This is a genomic window from Bacteroides faecis (genome assembly GCF_020091505.1).
GTDB lineage: Bacteria > Bacteroidota > Bacteroidia > Bacteroidales > Bacteroidaceae > Bacteroides > Bacteroides faecis.
On sequence record NZ_CP081916.1, the window covers coordinates 5,017,977 to 5,038,542 of the forward strand.

The 20,566-nt window shown below is 43.3% G+C and carries 16 protein-coding genes, 2 tRNA genes, 1 rRNA gene and 1 other RNA gene; 4 read left to right on the forward strand and 16 right to left on the reverse strand.

The genetic code is table 11. The features are described 5' to 3' along the window. Positions 1-40: 40 nt before the first annotated feature. The 10 genes from K6V30_RS19700 to K6V30_RS19745 form a co-directional block, all read right to left on the reverse strand. Positions 41-117, reverse strand: a tRNA-Ala gene (locus K6V30_RS19700). Between the two features lie 78 nt (positions 118-195). Beyond that, a tRNA-Ile gene (locus K6V30_RS19705) sits at positions 196-269 on the reverse strand. Positions 270-432: 163 nt separating this feature from the next. Then, positions 433-1,961, reverse strand: a 16S ribosomal RNA gene (locus tag K6V30_RS19710). A 742-nt stretch (positions 1,962-2,703) separates the two neighbouring features. Next, complete coding sequence (locus K6V30_RS19715) at positions 2,704-3,903, reverse strand: clostripain-related cysteine peptidase (protein WP_081030763.1); 1,200 nt, start codon at positions 3,901-3,903, stop codon at positions 2,704-2,706. Between the two features lie 81 nt (positions 3,904-3,984). Then, positions 3,985-4,386 carry a hypothetical protein gene (locus K6V30_RS19720; RefSeq protein WP_008762460.1) on the reverse strand — a complete coding sequence of 134 codons (402 nt, stop codon included), beginning with the start codon at positions 4,384-4,386 and terminating at the stop codon, positions 3,985-3,987. 76 nt (positions 4,387-4,462) lie between these two features. Further along, positions 4,463-5,119 carry a murein L,D-transpeptidase catalytic domain-containing protein gene (locus K6V30_RS19725; RefSeq protein ID WP_010538535.1) on the reverse strand — a complete coding sequence of 219 codons (657 nt, stop codon included), beginning with the start codon at positions 5,117-5,119 and terminating at the stop codon, positions 4,463-4,465. A gap of 133 nt (positions 5,120-5,252) precedes the next feature. Next, entirely contained in the window at positions 5,253-6,113 is an 861-nt protein-coding gene (locus tag K6V30_RS19730; protein ID WP_002561589.1) for a sigma-70 family RNA polymerase sigma factor, read from the reverse strand. Between the two features lie 182 nt (positions 6,114-6,295). Further along, the gene (locus tag K6V30_RS19735) at positions 6,296-7,831 is read right to left on the reverse strand and encodes a trypsin-like peptidase domain-containing protein (protein ID WP_010538536.1); all 1,536 of its coding nucleotides are present in this window, start codon (positions 7,829-7,831) and stop codon (positions 6,296-6,298) included. Between the two features lie 219 nt (positions 7,832-8,050). Further along, positions 8,051-9,202 carry a dipeptide epimerase gene (locus K6V30_RS19740; protein WP_055268935.1) on the reverse strand — a complete coding sequence of 384 codons (1,152 nt, stop codon included), beginning with the start codon at positions 9,200-9,202 and terminating at the stop codon, positions 8,051-8,053. A gap of 18 nt (positions 9,203-9,220) precedes the next feature. Beyond that, positions 9,221-10,207 (reverse strand): C40 family peptidase, encoded by a 987-nt coding sequence (locus K6V30_RS19745; protein ID WP_055268936.1) that lies wholly within the window; start codon positions 10,205-10,207, stop codon positions 9,221-9,223. A gap of 98 nt (positions 10,208-10,305) precedes the next feature. Between K6V30_RS19745 and rnpB the strand changes: the two genes are divergently transcribed. Then, positions 10,306-10,666, forward strand: an RNA gene (rnpB, locus tag K6V30_RS19750) — RNase P RNA component class A. 34 nt (positions 10,667-10,700) lie between these two features. Next, on the forward strand, positions 10,701-12,020 hold the full coding sequence (locus K6V30_RS19755; RefSeq protein WP_055268937.1) for a YihY/virulence factor BrkB family protein: 1,320 nt from the start codon (positions 10,701-10,703) through the stop codon (positions 12,018-12,020). Positions 12,021-12,255: 235 nt separating this feature from the next. On the opposite strand, the gene K6V30_RS19760 is transcribed toward K6V30_RS19755, so the two are convergent. The 6 genes from K6V30_RS19760 to pstC form a co-directional block, all read right to left on the reverse strand. Continuing rightward, positions 12,256-12,792 (reverse strand): nitroreductase family protein, encoded by a 537-nt coding sequence (locus tag K6V30_RS19760; protein ID WP_011107707.1) that lies wholly within the window; start codon positions 12,790-12,792, stop codon positions 12,256-12,258. Positions 12,793-12,850: 58 nt separating this feature from the next. Then, the gene (locus K6V30_RS19765; RefSeq protein WP_010538541.1) at positions 12,851-13,453 is read right to left on the reverse strand and encodes a riboflavin synthase; all 603 of its coding nucleotides are present in this window, start codon (positions 13,451-13,453) and stop codon (positions 12,851-12,853) included. A gap of 688 nt (positions 13,454-14,141) precedes the next feature. Then, positions 14,142-14,831, reverse strand: a complete 690-nt coding sequence (phoU, locus tag K6V30_RS19770; RefSeq protein ID WP_010538552.1) for a phosphate signaling complex protein PhoU — start codon at positions 14,829-14,831, stop codon at positions 14,142-14,144. Positions 14,832-14,888: 57 nt separating this feature from the next. Further along, entirely contained in the window at positions 14,889-15,647 is a 759-nt protein-coding gene (pstB, locus tag K6V30_RS19775; RefSeq protein ID WP_010538553.1) for a phosphate ABC transporter ATP-binding protein PstB, read from the reverse strand. Positions 15,648-15,654: 7 nt separating this feature from the next. Continuing rightward, on the reverse strand, positions 15,655-16,530 hold the full coding sequence (gene pstA / locus K6V30_RS19780; protein ID WP_055268938.1) for a phosphate ABC transporter permease PstA: 876 nt from the start codon (positions 16,528-16,530) through the stop codon (positions 15,655-15,657). 1 nt (position 16,531) lies between these two features. Next, positions 16,532-17,728 (reverse strand): phosphate ABC transporter permease subunit PstC, encoded by a 1,197-nt coding sequence (gene pstC / locus K6V30_RS19785; protein ID WP_070612406.1) that lies wholly within the window; start codon positions 17,726-17,728, stop codon positions 16,532-16,534. A gap of 176 nt (positions 17,729-17,904) precedes the next feature. Between pstC and K6V30_RS19790 the strand changes: the two genes are divergently transcribed. Both K6V30_RS19790 and K6V30_RS19795 read left to right on the forward strand, forming a co-directional pair. Beyond that, positions 17,905-18,717 carry a PstS family phosphate ABC transporter substrate-binding protein gene (locus K6V30_RS19790; RefSeq protein ID WP_010538556.1) on the forward strand — a complete coding sequence of 271 codons (813 nt, stop codon included), beginning with the start codon at positions 17,905-17,907 and terminating at the stop codon, positions 18,715-18,717. A 51-nt stretch (positions 18,718-18,768) separates the two neighbouring features. After that, a complete protein-coding gene (locus K6V30_RS19795) occupies positions 18,769-20,508 on the forward strand; it encodes a glutamine--tRNA ligase/YqeY domain fusion protein (RefSeq protein ID WP_010538557.1) in 1,740 nt (579 codons plus the stop codon). The last annotated feature ends 58 nt before the right edge of the window (positions 20,509-20,566 follow it).

The window sequence follows — 20,566 nt, forward strand, 5'->3', positions numbered from 1 at the left end:
TTGTACATCATGTCAAAGATCGTTTCTCTATGTTCAGAGATGGTGGAGAATAACGGATTCGAACCGTTGACCCTCTGCGTGCAAGGCAGATGCTCTAGCCAGCTGAGCTAATCCCCCGAAGATAAAGAAGAATGAACAAGGACGCAGGAAAAGGATATATGCCGATCACTGCAGTTTTCATTTTCTTTCTCGAAGTAGTCCCAGGCAGAGTTGAACTGCCGACCTCTACATTATCAGTGTAGCGCTCTAACCAACTGAGCTATAGGACTAGTTCAACCTTGTCTACCTGATATGTTAGACTCGGCTTCTTTATTTCTCTTGTTTATCTCTATCTATACTTCTATAGATGGTTGATCTATATGTTATAAATAAACAAGTACCAGTAGTACAATTATAGAACCGATGAAAGTCATTGTAACGGCATCACTCCAGAAAGGAGGTGTTCCAGCCGCACCTTCCGGTACGGCTACCTTGTTACGACTTAGCCCCAATTACCAGTTTTACCCTAGGACGCTCCTTGCGGTTACGTACTTCAGGTACCCCCGGCTTTCATGGCTTGACGGGCGGTGTGTACAAGGCCCGGGAACGTATTCACCGCGCCATGGCTGATGCGCGATTACTAGCGAATCCAGCTTCACGAAGTCGGGTTGCAGACTTCGATCCGAACTGAGAGAGGCTTTTGGGATTAGCATCCTGTCACCAGGTAGCGGCCTTCTGTACCCCCCATTGTAACACGTGTGTAGCCCCGGACGTAAGGGCCGTGCTGATTTGACGTCATCCCCACCTTCCTCACATCTTACGACGGCAGTCTCTCCAGAGTCCTCAGCATGACCTGTTAGTAACTGAAGATAAGGGTTGCGCTCGTTATGGCACTTAAGCCGACACCTCACGGCACGAGCTGACGACAACCATGCAGCACCTTCACATTTGTCTTACGACTAACCAATTTCTTGATTATTCAAATGCAATTTAAGCCCGGGTAAGGTTCCTCGCGTATCATCGAATTAAACCACATGTTCCTCCGCTTGTGCGGGCCCCCGTCAATTCCTTTGAGTTTCACCGTTGCCGGCGTACTCCCCAGGTGGAATACTTAATGCTTTCGCTTGGCCGCTTACTGTATATCGCAAACAGCGAGTATTCATCGTTTACTGTGTGGACTACCAGGGTATCTAATCCTGTTTGATACCCACACTTTCGAGCATCAGTGTCAGTTGCAGTCCAGTGAGCTGCCTTCGCAATCGGAGTTCTTCGTGATATCTAAGCATTTCACCGCTACACCACGAATTCCGCCCACCTCTACTGTACTCAAGACAGCCAGTATCAACTGCAATTTTACGGTTGAGCCGCAAACTTTCACAACTGACTTAACTGTCCACCTACGCTCCCTTTAAACCCAATAAATCCGGATAACGCTCGGATCCTCCGTATTACCGCGGCTGCTGGCACGGAGTTAGCCGATCCTTATTCATATGGTACATACAAAAATCCACACGTGGACCACTTTATTCCCATATAAAAGAAGTTTACAACCCATAGGGCAGTCATCCTTCACGCTACTTGGCTGGTTCAGACTCTCGTCCATTGACCAATATTCCTCACTGCTGCCTCCCGTAGGAGTTTGGACCGTGTCTCAGTTCCAATGTGGGGGACCTTCCTCTCAGAACCCCTATCCATCGAAGGTTTGGTGGGCCGTTACCCCACCAACTGCCTAATGGAACGCATCCCCATCGATAACCGAAATTCTTTAATAATCAAACCATGCGGTTCTATTATGCCATCGGGTATTAATCTTTCTTTCGAAAGGCTATCCCCGAGTTATCGGCAGGTTGGATACGTGTTACTCACCCGTGCGCCGGTCGCCATCTCCAGTTTGCAAGCAAACTGGAATGCTGCCCCTCGACTTGCATGTGTTAAGCCTGTAGCTAGCGTTCATCCTGAGCCAGGATCAAACTCTTCATTGTAAAAGTATTGTTATCATTCCTATGAAAGAATGGTATTTGCTCTGTTCAGGATGCCGTACAATTTATTGACTTCATTAATACCTGTCATCAGATACATACTGCTATGCATCCAACAAGCATTGACGGTTCTATTTTTTCTTGTACTACTTGTATTGTTTATCAATATTTCAAAGAACTAACGTGACTCCTGTCGCGCAGCTTTCTTAGCGAAAGCGGATGCAAAGATAAGGACTTTTTCAGATAACATCCAAACTTTTTCGAAGTTTTTTTTGTTTTTATTTTCTGAAGCCATATTCTCTAGCAGAATGTCAATTGTTAGGCTCTGTCTCTCTAGCAAAGCGGGTGCAAAAGTAGAGAACTTAATGACAATATCCAAATATATACGACTCTTTTTTCAAGTTTTTTTTGAATAAAAATATAACTTACTGATTGACAAGGATATCGAAAAGAGATTTTTTCTTTATAGCTTTAAAAGTAGGAAGAATCTATATACATTATTATAGAGCTATATCATTAGAAAAAGATAGTGACACTATCCTGTTACGATAGTGACACCATCCAACAAAGATACTGTCACTATAATAACGGCATAGTGTCACCAAGTATTCGATAAATTAGAAGCTATAAATCAATGCTAAACAAAAGAAATATGATAAACCGAAAACAATTTCTCATTAAAAGAATTTTCATTTCAGCTGAACAATAAATATAAGTTATTAATCAAATATCACCAACCTTAGAACTACCAATCAACAGAATCCCAATCGGCAGCAGAATACCATTCCACAAATTGACGATAATATTTCTCCTGGCTAGAATTATTTTCACGCAATATATAAGTAGAGACTCCTTCAAATCCATCCATAGAAACCATCTTACCATAGCCCGATGAATATGTACAATAATTATTATCTGTAGTATTTTTCCATATAACAGCATTCTTATACATTTCTTTGTAATGATTAAAAGCTTGTGAGTTTCCTTGTATTGACTGCATCAGCCCCATCAAATCATGATAATTATTTTCACGTAAAGGATCATAGCACAATATACTAGAAATATCGATATCATGTGACTGCTGCATAGAGACTGCTGTTTGCAAAACATCCCTCGTAGCAGCAGCTAATGCCGATAACTCACTACTCTTTATAACAGAAATCGAAACTCCTCCTGTCCAATTTTCATTTGAAATGCCGGCACCGGTACTATTATATTTTTTAGCATAAACAGAATAATAATTTTCTGCAATACTAACAGCCGGGCTATTCACAGCAAACAATGCAGGAACCACTACCTCATAAGGGGCTCCGGGACCTGGTATTTCTGTCGGAGAACCAATAAAATAATCAGCTCGATTACGTAATTGATAAACGACCTCAACAGATTGCATATAACAAGCATCAAATAATATAAAATCAAAATGAGGAGCTACAGATAATGCTTCATTTAAATCAGGGATATTCATTCTGTTATCCCCATTACCAGTATCCTGTCCCCACCAACGAGTAGAAGGATTATTATAAGGAAGCCATCCATCACCATGCGACCAAAAGACAACACCATAGCTGTCCGCCGGATAATGAGAAAAAGCTGTTGTAAAAACATTCTTCATAACATCAACATCGACAGAATTCTGTGCATCATAAGTGGCAATAACATCTTGCACTACTACGTCTTTATCTTTTCTCAAACGAATCAGCTTGGGATTCGAACCTTTATCCATATAAACCAGCAGATTGTTGCGATTATCATCCACACTCTGCATACCTTCTATCATTTCATTTAAATCTTCACTGGCAAAACGAGAAAGAGAGTTGTCACCCGCAATATAAACTAACACAGTACGCGAACCATAATTAGTTTTATCCTCTTCATCATGACAAGCCGTAAATAGAGCAATCAAACACACCAAAAGGGATAATATTTTAATCTTTTTCATCATATTCTTCATTTGTTATGACCGCAAAGATAAAAAAATAAGAGATGCAAACTTGCATCTCTTATCATATTAACAATAAATCTCTTACTCTTCCGGTTTTATAAAATGAAACTTATCAGTATCAATCCGTGTCACTGTTGTATTCCTGTTCCTTTTATATTTACTCAGAATTTTCGTTGCTTCTTTCTCCAGCTTCTTTCTGTTTTCTGAGAAATAGATCATACATGTACTATTCTGCTGCAGTCCGTTATCTTCCACATAGTTCTTCAACTGATAGCTATACAAATCACGATGAGTGAGGAAACCTTCCTTGCTAACCTTCGCACTATCCAATATCTGAATATCCGTAAAATACACAACCGTATCCGTAAAGGAGGCAGCAATTCCGAAGGCATAAACTGTTTTAGAGTGGTCTTTCTTTAAAGAGAAAGCCGAGCACATTGTCAACACAAGTGCCATTGCAAATAGTATTTTTACGTATTTCATATCATAAATTTTTAATTGTGGCAAAGGTAACAAAAAAGAAGAAATATCATCTATTTATCATTAAGATTTAGTATTTCTATTCATATATCCATAATAACACGGACTTCTTTTCGACTTTTAGCAGAGCATCCACTTTACGCATTACCTCGTCACAAATCACAGGACACCCCTGGCTAATACCTAATGGAAGATACATGGGGGATATCTCCGAAGCCGGCACCGGAGTATAAGAATGCAGTACGATATATCGTTTGAAAGCATTGCTATTTGTCGGCTCCAGCCCATGTAATTTATAATGCACATTAATTCCCCATTTGCTATATGAGCGAATTCCGACCTTATACTTTCCCAAAGAAGAACAATAACTCCCTTCCACATTACTATATACCGGCTTTTTCAACGTGCTCTCCTTGCCATATCCATGAGCACAGAGACTTGAATATTTGATGGAGTCACCTTTGAAGTCCCAGACAAAGAAACGTTTTTTACCGGAAGGAATACTGAAATCTATCAGAAAACAATAATTCGTATTAAATCCATTCTCTATACAATAGGCTTTCGCAGCAAGAGCTTTCTCTTGCAAACGCTGTTCTTTGCTGGAGGGCGAAGGAACGGCATGAGATGCAACAGTCCCAACTGCAGGCTCACCAGCGGTCCCAGTACATCGTCCGTAAGCGACAAAGCCAATACAAATCCCCACAAGAGTGAATAATATCAGAACAGACTTCTTCATAAATTTGCATAGTATAAGATAAACAACAGCTAAGTAAAAAGTCGCATAAGTACCTTCTTCAGATGATTACTCCAAGAAGTGTAACTTATGCGACTCTAATTCTTTTTTTCTTTCAGAAACTGATATTCCTCACTTATCCCAAGTAGGATTTGAGCAATTTACTACGATTACTTTGTCTTAGTCTTCTAATTGCTTTTTCTTTAATCTGGCGAACGCGCTCACGTGTGAGACCAAACTTATCGCCGATTTCTTCCAATGTCATTTCTTGTTGTCCGATACCGAAAAACATCTGAATGATTTCTTTTTCTCTATCGGTTAACGTAGAAAGAGCTCTATCAATTTCCCTCGCAAGAGACTCATTAACCAGAGAGCGGTCCGCCATAGGCGAATCGTCATTAACCAACACATCCAGCAGGCTGTTGTCTTCTCCTTCCACAAAAGGTGCATCCACCGAAATATGACGGCCGGATACCTTTAGCGTATCAGAGATCTTGTCAACCGGAATTTCCAGCTCATCTGCCAACTCTTCGGGAGACGGACGCCGTTCGTTTTCCTGTTCGAACTTTGAGAAGGCTTTGCTGATCTTATTCAGCGAACCTACCTGATTCAACGGGAGACGAACAATACGCGACTGCTCTGCCAATGCTTGCAGAATAGACTGACGAATCCACCATACAGCGTAGCTGATAAACTTGAATCCACGTGTTTCATCAAACTTTTCGGCGGCTTTGATCAGTCCTAAATTGCCTTCATTAATCAAGTCAGGCAAACTCAAACCCTGGTTCTGGTACTGCTTAGCCACAGATACGACGAAACGAAGATTGGCACGTGTCAGTTTTTCCAATGCTACACGGTCACCCTTACGAATGCGCTGAGCGAGTTCCACTTCTTCCTCGACTGTAATCAGGTCCTCACGACCGATTTCCTGCAAATACTTGTCAAGAGAAGCGCTCTCTCTGTTAGTGATACTTTTGGTAATCTTTAGTTGTCTCATTCTTTAAAAACAGATTTGGAGTGCAAAGTTACGACAAATAATTTGTTAACATACATATTTAGGCAACTTTTTCACTATATTTTCAACTAATAAAACAAAAAAGAATGCCGACAAGTTGTGTGACGGCATCCTTTTTCTATTTCATTAGCTTATCCTACAATCTTCTTACCTTAATTTATAGTTTATTCCTGAGTCAGATCAACTGCAAAGTATCCGCGTTTACCGGATGGGAATACACCTGTCAGGAACAATACCTGATTCGGAGACTTAACAGCAGCTTTCATTGCTTCTTCCAGATCACTGACTTTGCGCATCGGCTGGTCATTAGCTTTCAGGATGATGAAGCCTTTGCGGACTCCTGCATCTGACATCTTACCGGAAGAAACACCTGTCACTTGCAGGCCATAACCGAGGTTCAACTGTTTCTTCAAGTCATCCGGCAATTCTTTGAATGCAGCACCCAGGATGTCCATACCTGCGTCTTTTACAATCTTCGTTGTGCCTTGTTCGTTCTTCAACGTTACTTCAACAGTCTTTTCCTTCTTATCACGCATCAGTTTTACTTTCACCTTATCCCCAGGACGATGTTTAGCAAGAGCTTCCTGCAAGTCGGCCATATTTGAAACCTTCTTATTATCCAGACCGATAATTACGTCATCGACTTTGATATCAGCACCTGCAGCCGAACCACCTTCAACGATTTCAGAAACCCAGACTCCTTCTACTACACCCAGTGCCTTAGCTTTATCTGCCAAAGTAGTACCGGACTTATCAATCGGTTGTCTGTCGTCCATCAAGCTGCTGCCAATAGATCCTCCACGGATACCGAGCAAAGCACGCTGCACAGTTCCATATTGTTTCAGGTCAGCAATAACCTTCGTCATAATGCTGGTCGGAATAGCAAATCCATATCCGGCATAAGCTCCGGTCGGAGAAGAAAGTACAGAGTTGATACCTACCAGTTCTCCCTTAGCATTGACCAGTGCACCACCACTATTTCCCTGGTTAATGGCAGCGTCTGTCTGGATAAAAGATTCTATACCACCATTATATACACCCAATGAACGAGCCTTTGCGCTGACGATACCGGCAGTTACAGTAGAGTTAAGATTGAACGGGTTACCTACTGCCAATACCCACTCGCCTACTTTCAGTGCATCAGAGTCACCTACCGGAATAGTCGGCAGATCATCTCCTTCTATTTTCACTAATGCAAGGTCAGTGCTCGGGTCAGTACCGATTACACGTCCTTTAAACTCACGATTGTCATTCAGCTTCACACTGATTTCATCTGCACCTTCAATCACGTGATTGTTGGTTACGATATAACCGTCTTTAGAGATAATCACTCCCGAGCCAAAACCTACGCGAGGCTGGGTTTGTACCTGACGCTGTTGTCCACGTCCGTCACCGAAGAAGAAATCGAAAATATCCGGTGCCTGCTGAATCGTTTTAGTTTTGGATTCTTGCGTAGATCTTATATGTACAACAGCATGAAGGGAGTTCTCAGCAGCTTGTGTCAAATCAACCGGCTGAGCGTTTACCGCATCAAAAGCAGCCAATTTGACATTGGGATTCTGCTTGAACATCTCATTAAAAGATGTTTCCTTGGCAGCTTCGTTAGATTGCAACAATTTGTAAGTTGTCAATCCTGCAACTCCTGAGCTCAGAAGAATAATTGCTCCTACTCCCAGAATGTTCTTTGTTGTCTGTTTCATGATTTATAATTCTTTAAAATGTTAATATCTGACATTGTTTTAACTTTTACGACGTTAAAATAATAACAAATATCGTTCACTTATTCTACTTGTCACTCTTTTTTGTCCTCTTTTAACAGAGAATATTTAGGGCTTAACAGCGCTTAACGACAGCAACTGACAAATTTACATTCGTTGTATGTCAGATGGCTTTAACAGTCTGACATTCATTCAGTAAGATCAGATTTTCATGACACCAATTCCGGGTAAGTCATTCAATGTGATTTTTCCATTCACTACTTCCACTCCTTTGAAGCGGTCGTTGGAGATAAGCAGGTTTCCATCAAGGTCGGCAAAATCGACTGCCGGAGAAAATTGCGAGGCGGCAGATATCGCACACGAAGTCTCCGTCATACACCCCACCATCACGCGCATTCCCAAAGCATGTGCCAGCGTGACCATCTTCCATGCTTCACGCATTCCGGTACATTTCATCAATTTAATATTGATTCCCGTAAATGCACCTTTCAAAGCGGCTACATCCCCTAAACGCTGCAACGACTCGTCGGCAAATACAGGCAAAGGACTTTGTTGCGTCACCCAGGCAATGTCATCCAACTGCTCTTTCGGCATAGGCTGCTCTATCATCACAATCCCTTTCTCTTTCAGCCAATGAATCATATCGAGTGCATATTGGCGGTCTTTCCAGCCCTGGTTGGCATCAACGGCTATCGGCAGGTCCGTTACCGAACGGATTGTCTCTATCATTTCCTTATCATTGTCCCTTCCCAGCTTCACCTTTAATATATTAAACAGACCGGCACATTCTTTTGTTTTCGCACGGACCACATCGGGCGTATCAATACCAATCGTAAAGGTGGTAGAAGGCGTCTTCTCTTTGTTCAATCCCCATATCTTATACCAAGGCGCTCCCAGCAGCTTTCCCACCAAGTCATGAAGGGCAATATCCACCGCAGCTTTTGCTGCCGTGTCTTTAGGCGACAGACTGTCAACGTATGACAAAATGTCCTCTAATTGAAAAGGATCGCTGAATTGCTCCAGATTTACTTTTTTAAGGAAGTTCATTACCGACTCCACTGTTTCTCCGAGATAAGGGGGCATAGACGCTTCTCCATACCCGGTCACCCCTTCATATTCGATCTCTACCTGCACATCGGGCGTAGTAGTACGCGAATAAGTGGCTACCGTAAAGACATGCCTCAACTTTAACTCATAAGGGAAAAAAGTCATTTTCATCTTTCCCCCTATACCATATTTATTAACATGAATAGCAGAAGGCATACATTCTCCCGCCAATACCTGACTGACAGCTATTCCGGAACCTAAAGTCGCAAAGGCAGCCGTTTTCAGAAAATCTCTTCTATTTGGCATTTGTTTAATGGATAATGGTTAGTGATATAGATAATAGAGGTTATGGTCGGTGGTATTCATGCCTTTCTCCTTATTTATATAGGGCAGGAAACGAGTGGCAAAAAGCAGACGACCGGTATTGAACTCATCGTAGCACTCGTCTTCGGGATCAAAGCTGCTGATATGTACGTCTCCCAAGGCATGGATGAAGCGTTTATTACCCAGGTAGATGCCGACGTGTGAGATGCCTTCTTTACGGTCGGCTGTAGCTTTACGACCGAAGAAGACGAGGTCTCCGCGTTGCACGTTGGAGAAATCAGGGGCTATCTCAATGCGTTCGCCTACATAAGCCTGTTGTGACGCATCCCTTGGGATGATAATATCATGCATAAAGAGTACGGTCCGGACCAGCCCGCTGCAATCAACTCCTTTCGAAGAAGTCCCCGCCCATAGATAGGGAATTCCGATCATTGTATAAGCAGTTTTAATAATACTTTCAGCATCTTGTTTCAACGAAGCTCTCCATTTACTCTCTGGTTGTGAAATATGTTTGGAGATATAGGCCTGGCGGCCATCCGGATAAGACACCTTGTAAAAATGCCCTTTACTTCCCTCCCACTTCAGGCGATTGCCGGCAACAACATCCGATACGGTCTGCGAGTCGTCATCCGGTTTTTCATACGTAAATCCGTAGTGGGAAGTCACCACAATCTTCTCTGCACGGTTCCATTCATCATATTTCTCTTTCGACATCGGCGTAATCACCATCCGATGCACCCATCCCGTATAGTCATCCGGAGTCTGAATCTCGTACCAGTCGGTGTATTGCAATACCTTGACCGGCATCCCAAGCAGTGCCTGCGTGCTCATTCCGGAAGTAAACTTACCTTCATCACGCATATTACAAACAGAAATGTGTACTACCCCATAAGCTGAATCAGCAGGCATGGGGCGTATTTCCTGAGCTTTCAGACTAACTACTGCTACTACCAGCAAGCAATAGAAAAAAAGGATATTTTTCTTCATTGAATCATGATTTAATGATAGCAAAGGTAGAAATTATTTCTATTTGTGACACTTTCTTTGGCTAAAACAAAATAAATGACGTACTTTTGCAGTCTAAAGCAGTTGGCCGGTCTGTCGCGTGCGCGTTTCGTGCAGGAGGAAAGTCCGGGCAACACAGAGCATCCTACTTCCTAACAGAAAGCTGTCCGCGAGGGTAGAGTAACGTAGAAGAAAATAACCGCCGCTCCTTTCGGGGAGAGGTAAGGGTGAGAAGGTGGGGTAAGAGCCTACCAGCAGCATGGTGACATGTGGGCTGTACGTCTTAGGAGTTGTAAGGTCATGTAAACCGGCGTTATGAGAGTTGCTCGCTCCATGTCGGAGGGTAGACCGCTAAAGTGTCGTGGTGACACGCCACTCAGATAAATGACAGGCACCTTATTATATAAGGTACAGAACTCGGCTTATAGGCTGACTGCTTTTTTTCTTTTTTAAACTGCTTTTTAAATTCTGAGCCATGAAGAAGAAAATCACCGATATATGGAAATTCATCACGTATGACATCTGGCGCATCACGGAAGATGAAGTGACTAGGACGAAGTTCTCGCTCTACAATATTATTAAAACCGTCTATCTCTGCATCAATCGATTTACCAAAGACCGGATGGCTAATAAGGCCTCAGCACTGACATATAGTACACTGCTTGCTATTGTACCTATACTTGCTATCCTTTTTGCCGTAGCCCGCGGATTCGGATTTGATAATCTGATGGAGCATCAGTTCCGCAGCGGCTTCGGAGGAAACACCGAAACGACAGAAGCTATTCTTTCGTTTGTCAACTCCTACCTGTCTCAAACCAAAGGCGGTATTTTCATTGGAGTAGGTCTGGTGATGTTGTTATGGACCGTTATTAATCTGGTGAGTAACATCGAAATCACCTTCAACCGTATTTGGGAAGTCAAGAAAGCACGCTCCATGTACCGCAAGATAACAGACTACTTCTCGATGTTTCTGCTCATGCCGATTCTGATTGTCGTTTCGGGAGGACTTTCTTTATTTGTAAGTACTGTACTCAAGCAGATGGACGATTTCGTTTTACTGGCTCCTGTCATGAAATTCGCAATACGCCTGATCCCATTTGTCTTAACCTGGCTGATGTTCACCGGACTCTACATTTTCATGCCCAACACGAAAGTGAAATTCAAACATGCACTGATTGCAGGCATTTGGGCAGGCTCCGCTTACCAGGCTTTCCAGTTCTTGTATATCAACAGCCAGTTATGGGTATCGAAATACAATGCTATTTACGGTAGCTTTGCCGCCCTCCCCTTGTTTCTGCTATGGCTGCAAATTTCTTGGACAATCTGTTTGTTTGGAGCCGAATTGACCTATGCCGGACAAAATATCCGCAGTTTTAGTTTCGATCAGGACACCCGTAACATCAGCAGACGTTACCGTGATTTCATTTCTATCCTTATCATGTCACTGATCGCCAAACGGTTTGAAAAAAACGAGCCGCCTTATACGGCCATGGAGATATCGGAAGAACACCAAATCCCGATCCGACTGACCAATCAAGTACTTTATCAGTTGCAAGAGATAGATCTGATTCACGAAGTAGTGACCGACCAGAAAAGTGAAGATATCGGCTATCAGCCTTCAATGGATATCAACCAACTGAATGTAGCGATTCTGCTTGACCGCCTGGATACGTACGGCTCCGAAAACTTTAAGATAGACAAGGATGAAGAGTTCAATGACGAGTGGAAAGTACTGACTGAATCCAGAGAAGAATACTATAAGAAAGCAAGTAAAGTACTACTGAAAGATCTGTAAAAACAAGCTTTGTTGTATCTGTTTTTTACTAGAAAAATACTCATAAGCGCCCGTATTCGTAAACAACTAATAGTCAACATCTTACAACGAATACTTTTTAGTTTAAAAGAAACAGTGCGTTGGTTTTAAAGGAAAGCCTCGTTGGTTTAAAAGGAAGAGGCCGTTCCTTTTAAGCCAACGAGGCTTTTTCTTATATATCTACTTCTCAAAAGTATGGAATATACATTTTTTTCAATTAATACCGATTATAAGAAATGACCTTTTCTTTCGTCTTCCTCATCTTCTTTCGTTTTTCTTTCACCGGATACCCGATAGCGATATCCAACAGCAAGCGTTTAGAAGCAGGAATCCCAGTCAATTGCTTTATCTCTTTTTCATCAAACCATCCCAAAATACAAGACCCCAGTCCTTCACTTTCGGCAGCTAATGTAATATGAGCGGCAGCAATACCAATATCAATCAACGGGAAATGCTTATCCTTTACTTTACCTCCAAGCAGGGATGTAATATTGGCAGACTCTTCCACTATCAGAATATGCACAGGGGCATCTTTAGCAAACTTATTCATCCCTAGTCCAGCTGCTGCCCTACCTACTTTTAAAGCCAGCTCATGATCTGTCACTACCACAAATTTCCACGGCTGCGCATTGCAGGCAGAAGGAGACAGACGGGCAGCTTCCAGAATCCGTTCCAGCTTCTCCGCTTCTACCGGACGACCTTTATCATATGCCCGGTCACTTTGGCGAGACAACACTAATTGCAGAAAATCCATCCAAATTAGAGTTTTACGATTTATAAATTACGATTGAAGCTAACAATTCCCAATTGAACTATTTATATTGAATCATCCGGCTGATATACTTGCCGATGATATCAAACTCAATGTTCACTACGCTACCGATCTCGAACGTATGAAAGTTAGTATGCTCATAAGTATAAGGAATAATAGCTACCTGAAAAGTATCATCCGTCGGATTACATACCGTCAAGCTGACACCATTTACAGTGACTGAACCCTTATCCACTGTGATATAGCCACGTTTCGCCATTTCCTTATCAAATGCATATTTGAATGTAAAATACCAGCTTCCGTCCGCATCCTTTATTTCCACACAAGTAGCGGTCTGGTCCACATGCCCCTGTACGATATGTCCGTCCAGACGGCCATTCATCATCATGCTGCGCTCTACATTCACCTTATCGCCCACTTTCAGCAAACCAAGATTCGAACGGTCCAGCGTTTCTTTCATGGCAGTTACCGTATACGTATCATCGGTCAAGTTCACTACCGTCAGGCATACTCCATTGTGAGAAATACTCTGATCAATCTTCAGCTCATTTACAAACGAACACTTAAATGTAAAGTGTATATTCTCCTGGTCTTTCACCAGTGCCACCAAGGTAGCATACTCTTCTACGATTCCAGAAAACATAATGTTAATTATTAATGTTCTACAATAAAATACTGACTAAAAAGGGAAATAAGAGAGCTTCTAAACCTTTCAGCCAACTGTACTAATATATTAGCTTTTTCATCAACAGCTGCGCTAATATAATAGCACAAAGATACGAATAAGGAAGGAAGTTGGAAAACTTTCTGTTTTTTTTCATATATTGCAAAGGTTAACTTGTGAATAAATTCCGAACTTTCTAATCAACACTCTGAATAATATTGATAGCCTGATTTGTTCCTACCCGAAGAAAGTTTCGAAAGCATTAGTACAAATGTAGGAAATGATACGATATATGATCCATGAAATCGACAGAAAAGCAATAGACGCAAAGAAGAATCCCCTCTCTCAAACACCGTATAACGCAACTTCCTGACCTTCAGTATAGAGCAAAAAAAATGGGGCTTTTCACAAAGCTCCATTTTTCAGTTTTCAATAGGTATTAGTTTTTTTTTAAGGTAAAAAGATTGTTTTCAGGATAACGGTGCAAATATAGTCGCTTTTACTGTTATTCTCCAAATTATAAAACATGTCATATAACATCTTTTTGAAATATCTTTGGATTTATTATCATTTGCAGTAAAAACGCCCGTAACTTGTCCGTTACAGGTGACAAATATAGGACTATTTTCTAAGTAGCCCTAATTTTTGTTTAAAAACATGCAAAAAATTACGATTTTGGATAGTTTTCGTCTACTTTTCCGCTATGTTTTAAGACTTTTGCATCAATAAAGAATACTATTTCCTCTGCAATGTTGGTAATGTGGTCACCTGAACGTTCCAATTTCCGGAACACGCCAACCAAGTCTACACAAGTATGAGCTGTTTCCGGATGTTCACGGATATAATCTGCCAGAATACCCGTTGCTTCCGCATTAATGTCATCCAACAGGTTGTCTTTACCAAATACCGCAGTCGCCATCTCAATATTTTCTTCGTTCAAGGCACGTTTCGCCAGTTCCAGCATCGATAAAACCTCTGCCTGCATCTCTCCCAGGCGCAGACGGGCCAGCAAATCGGCATCCAGCACCGGTTCCTTGCAGCGGATAACGAAACGGGCTATACCTTCTGCAAAGTCTCCCAGACGTTCCAGATTCGTATTGATTTTCAGCATTGCCAGTACAAAACGGAGGTCAATCGCTACCGGATTGTACAATGCGATGATATCCTCTATATCACTGTCTATCTTCAGTTCAAAGGCATTCACCCGACGTTCGCGCACCATCACTTGCTGTGCCAGTTCTTTATCAAGCGTCATCACGGCCTCCCCCGCACGGTCAAGCTGATTGTACACCAATGTCCACATTTCATCCACTTCTTTCTTCAATAGAATAAGCTCCGATTCTATAAACTTTACCATAGTCTCTTTATATATAAATGATTAATATTCTGTTTTCTGCAAACATTCCGGCAATACTTAACCAAAACGACCGGTTATATAATTCTGAGTAGCCTCTTTTTCCGGATTGGTGAATATCTTCTTCGTATCATCATATTCCACCATCTCTCCCAGATAAAAGAAAGCCGTTTTGTCGCTGACACGGGCGGCCTGCTGCATATTATGCGTCACGATTACAATGGTATAATCCTTCTTCAGTTCATGAATCAATTCCTCTACTTTAGCCGTAGAAATAGGATCGAGTGCGGAAGCTGGTTCGTCCATCAGCAATACCGAAGGAGATACCGCCATTGCACGGGCAATGCAAAGACGCTGCTGCTGTCCACCGGACAAAGCATAGGCAGATTCCTTCAACTTATCTTTGACCTCATCCCAAAGCGCAGCCCCTTTCAGTGTCTCCTCTACCCGCTGACGAATGAAAGCATTATCTTTCACCCCATTGACACGGAGCCCATAAGCTACATTCTCGAATATACTTTTCGGGAAAGGATTAGGACGCTGAAAAACCATTCCCACATTCTTTCGAAGTTCATCCACTTCCACTCCTTTGGCATAAATATTATGTCCGTCAATCCGGATCTCCCCTTCCAAGCGAGTAGCAGGAATCAAGTCGTTCATCCGGTTGAAAAGACGGAGGAAAGTCGATTTACCACATCCCGACGGTCCGATAAAGGCAACTACAGACTTTTCTTCAATCTGCATGCTGATCCCCTTCAAGGCATGAAAGTCACCATACCAGAAGTTTACATCGCGTGTATCTATTTTTACTGTATCCATATACTAATCAATTCGTTTTTACTCTTTTCTCAAAATATTTTCTCAATGCATTTGCCAGCAGATTAACCAGAAGGATAATCACTATCAGCACCAAAGCGGTACCATAAGCCAACGGTAACTGTGCTTCCATATCCGTTCCGCTGGTAGAAATCACATACAGGTGATACGGCAATGCCATACACTGATCCAGAATGCTTGCAGGTAATTGCGGCAGGAAGTAAGCGGCACAAGTAAACAAAATCGGTGCCGTCTCACCCGAAACACGTCCCAAAGCCAGAATTAATCCTGTAATGATGTTCGGCATCCCCATCGGAAGAATCACATGCCAGATCGTCTGCAACCTGGTAGCTCCCAATGCCCGGCTTCCTTCACGCATGCTGTCGGGAATTGCTTTCAACGCCTCCTCCGTAGTATGGATAACCAAAGGTACGCAAAGTAAACCTAATGTCAAAGAACCAGCCAGAATACTGTCACCGAATCCCATGTAATTGACAAACAGAGCCATACCGAACAGACCGAAAACGATAGAAGGAATTCCGCTCAGGTTATTCGTCATCACCCGGATAAAGCGTACCAGCTTCCCTTTCGGTGCATATTCATTCATGTAGATGCCACTCATCACTCCCACCGGAAAAGCGAAAAGCACACTGCCTGCCATCAGATAAAAGGTACCGACGATAGCCGGCCAGATGCCTCCGCCGGTCATCCCATCCGTAGGAGCGGACGTGATAAACTCCCAACTGACAGCCCCCGCACCTTTATATATAATGAAACCGAGGATCGCAAACAAAATCAGCACAATACAGAGACTCAACAACCGGAAAATTCCGAATGCCAGTTTCTGAGAACGGTGTTTCGCTTTATTATTACTTCGTATTTCCATGTTACTTGCTACGTTTTATTCCTTTAGAAGAGATATACTCCACGCTAAAGTTGATGATTAATGTAATAAAGAACAGTACGACGCCCAACAGGAACAACGCTTCGTAATGCGGTCCGCCTGCCGGAGCTTCTCCCAGTTCCGCTGCAATCGTTGCCGGAATGGTCCGGAGCGGTTCGAGAATCGTTGTCGGTATCACTGCGGCATTACCCGTCACCATCAGCACTGCCATCGTCTCTCCGATAGCCCGCCCGATGCCCAGCACTACTCCGGAAGTAATTCCGGAGATCGAATAGGGAATCACTACCTTATATATAGTCTGCCACTGCGAAGCTCCCAAAGCCAGACTCGCTTCCCGCATCGAACGCGGACAGTTCCGCATGGCATCTTCGGTCACTGTTATAATAGTAGGCAGCGCCATGATAGCCAGAATGATACTTCCTGCCAAACCACTCTCCCCTACCGGCAGATCAAAGAATTTCTGAATCAGCGGGACAACGACAATCAAACCGAAAAAACCGTAAACCACCGAAGGAATACCACTCAACAGTTCAATGATCGGTTTCAGCCAGTTGCGCACCTTCGGATTAGCAACCTCAGACATATAGATAGATACCGAAAGTCCGAACGGAAGTGCAAAGAGGATAGCGAACAGACTTACCCACAAGGTGCCCGCAATCAACGGCAGAAATCCGAATAATGGAGCAGGAGTAGCTGTCGGGAACCACTCGGCACCTGCAAAGACATCTTTTACCGAAATGGTATTATCCTTGATAAAATGCACCGCATCAGGCTGCACTATAAATTTCTGCGGGACAAAAGCTACAATGCCGGGCGTCTTCTCCACCAGTTGCATGATTCTTTCACCGGCATACTCATAAGCGGGTCCGAGTTCTTCCTCTGTATAATACTCCGTGATGTCTTCCAAACGAAAAACCCGGATAGGGAGATCCTCCCCACCGAGTTCTTTCCAGTTTGTTATCTCTTCGTCGAAAACATCCTTTATCTGAGCAGGACTCAGCGTATTTACCCGATTACTTTTGTTCAAAGCCAACACATACCCTTCTTCAATCACTTTACTATTGAACAGCCCGAAAGCCTCTGTAAACAGGAAAAGTACGATCAGCAGGATAGTAATACTTGTTACGAAACCGCTACAAGTCAAAATTCCTTCTATTATCTTCTCAAAAATCTTCTTCATACCTATTGGTTTTCTGATGCAAAGAAAGCGACTCCTTATTAAGGAGGTGTGACTAATGTTTGAAGGAAGTATTTCAATGCTGTTACATTTGTGTTACAAACACTATTTCCCGCTTATCTGAAACAAAAATGTAATATGTGATTGTTTTATTTGCACCAACAATAAAAAGAATAATTATGAAAGTGAGAAGAAATTTATTAATCGCCCTTTCCCTTCTGTCTCTCAGCGCCAACGCACAGCGCATCAAAGGCAGCGACACTGTATTGCCTGTTGCCCAACAAACAGCAGAGCGATTTATGAATCTGCAGCCGGATGCACGGGTCACAGTCACCGGCGGAGGAACCGGTGTCGGTATCTCTGCACTGATGGACAATACGACGGATATCGCCATGGCTTCCCGTCCAATCAAATTCAGCGAAAAGATGAAAACCAAGGAAGCCGGACAAGAGGTGGACGAAGTCATCGTAGCCTACGATGCCCTTGCCGTAGTGGTGCATCCTTCCAATCCGGTGAAACAGCTCACCCGCCAGCAACTGGAAGACATCTTCCGGGGAAAAATCACCAACTGGAAACAGGTAGGCGGCGACGACCGCAAAATAGTAGTCTACTCCCGCGAAACTTCTTCGGGTACTTATGAGTTCTTCAAGGAAAACGTGCTGAAAAATAAAAATTATATGGCAGGCAGCCTTTCCATGCCCGCCACAGGTGCCATCATCCAATCCGTCAGCCAGACGAAAGGAGCTATCGGATATGTCGGCCTGGCTTATGTATCTCCGCGCACCAAGACGCTTTCCGTATCATATGACGGAAGCCACTATGCCGCTCCGACGGTGGAGAACGCAACGAACAAAACTTATCCCATCGTCCGCCCCCTTTATTACTACTATAATGTGAAGAATAAAGAACAGGTAGCTCCTCTGATTGACTTCATTCTTTCACCCGAAGGGCAGGAGATTATAAAAAAGAGCGGTTATATTCCAGTAAAATAAAAAAAATGTCCTACTTTTGTAGCCTATAAATAGAGTTAACATTTTAACGTTATGACAGATATTAAAAACGAAGACACAGGCGATAAGAAAAGCCTGAACTTTATTGAACAGGCAGTAGAGAAGGATTTGAAGGAAGGTAAAAATGGTGGAAAAGTGCAGACCCGCTTCCCGCCCGAACCGAACGGATACCTTCACATCGGTCATGCCAAAGCTATTTGCCTTGACTTCGGCATCGCTGCCAAGCATGGCGGCGTATGTAACCTTCGTTTCGACGACACAAATCCGACCAAAGAGGATGTGGAATATGTAGAAGCCATCAAAGAAGATATTCAATGGCTGGGCTACCAATGGGGAAACGAATACTACGCTTCCGACTATTTCCAGCAATTATGGGACTTCGCCATCCGCCTCATCGAGGAAGGAAAAGCATATATTGACGAGCAAACTGCCGAACAGATTGCCCAACAAAAAGGTACTCCCACCCAGGCAGGTGTGAACAGCCCTTACCGCGACCGCCCTATCGAAGAAAGTCTGGAACTTTTCAAGAAGATGAACAGCGGTGAAATAGAAGAAGGTGCTATGGTACTCCGTGCCAAAATCGACATGGCCAATCCTAACATGCACTTCCGCGACCCGATCATCTATCGTGTCGTAAAACATCCGCACCACCGTACAGGCACTACCTGGAAGGCTTATCCGATGTATGACTTCGCCCACGGACAGAGTGACTTCTTTGAAGGAGTAACTCACTCTCTGTGTACACTTGAGTTTGTGGTGCACCGTCCGCTCTACGACCTCTTCATCGACTGGCTGAAAGAAGGCAAGGACCTGAACGACAACCGTCCCCGTCAGACTGAGTTCAACAAACTGAACCTGAGCTACACGCTGATGAGCAAACGTAACCTGCTGACGCTGGTAAAAGAAGGACTGGTGAACGGATGGGACGACCCCCGTATGCCGACTATCTGCGGTTTCCGCCGTCGTGGTTACTCTCCGGAGTCTATCCATAAATTTATCGATAAGATCGGTTACACCACTTACGACGCACTGAACGATATCGCATTGCTGGAAAGCTCTGTCCGCGACGATCTGAACAGCCGTGCTACCCGTATATCCGCTGTCATCAACCCGGTGAAACTCATCATCACCAACTATCCGGAAGGACAAGTAGAACAACTGGAAGCCATCAACAATCCGGAAGATCCGGAAGCCGGAAGCCATATGATTGAGTTCAGCCGCGAATTATGGATGGAACGCGAAGACTTCATGGAAGACGCGCCCAAGAAATATTTCCGCATGACTCCGGGACAGGAAGTACGCCTCAAAAACGCTTACATCGTGAAATGTACCGGATGCAAGAAGGATGAAAACGGTGTGATCACAGAAGTATATTGCGAATATGATGCAAATACCCGCAGCGGTATGCCAGATGCCAACCGTAAAGTGAAAGGTACGCTCCACTGGGTAAGCTGCAACCACTGCCTGCAAGCAGAAGTGCGCCTCTACGACCGTCTGTGGAAAGTAGAAAACCCACGCGATGAACTGGCTGCTATCCGCGAAGCAAAGAAATGCGAAGCTCTGGAAGCAATGAAGGAAATCATCAATCCGGATTCTCTGAAAGTTCTTCCGAATTGCTATATCGAGAAGTTTGCGGCAACCTTGCCTGTACTCTCATACCTGCAATTCCAACGCATCGGCTATTTCAATATAGACAAAGACTCGACTCCGGAGAAACTTGTATTCAACCGTACGGTAGGATTAAAAGATACCTGGGGTAAAATCAATAAATAATTCAGCCTTCACAGGCTTGGTAACAACAAAAAGACACAGTGCCAAAAGCCGAAAAATA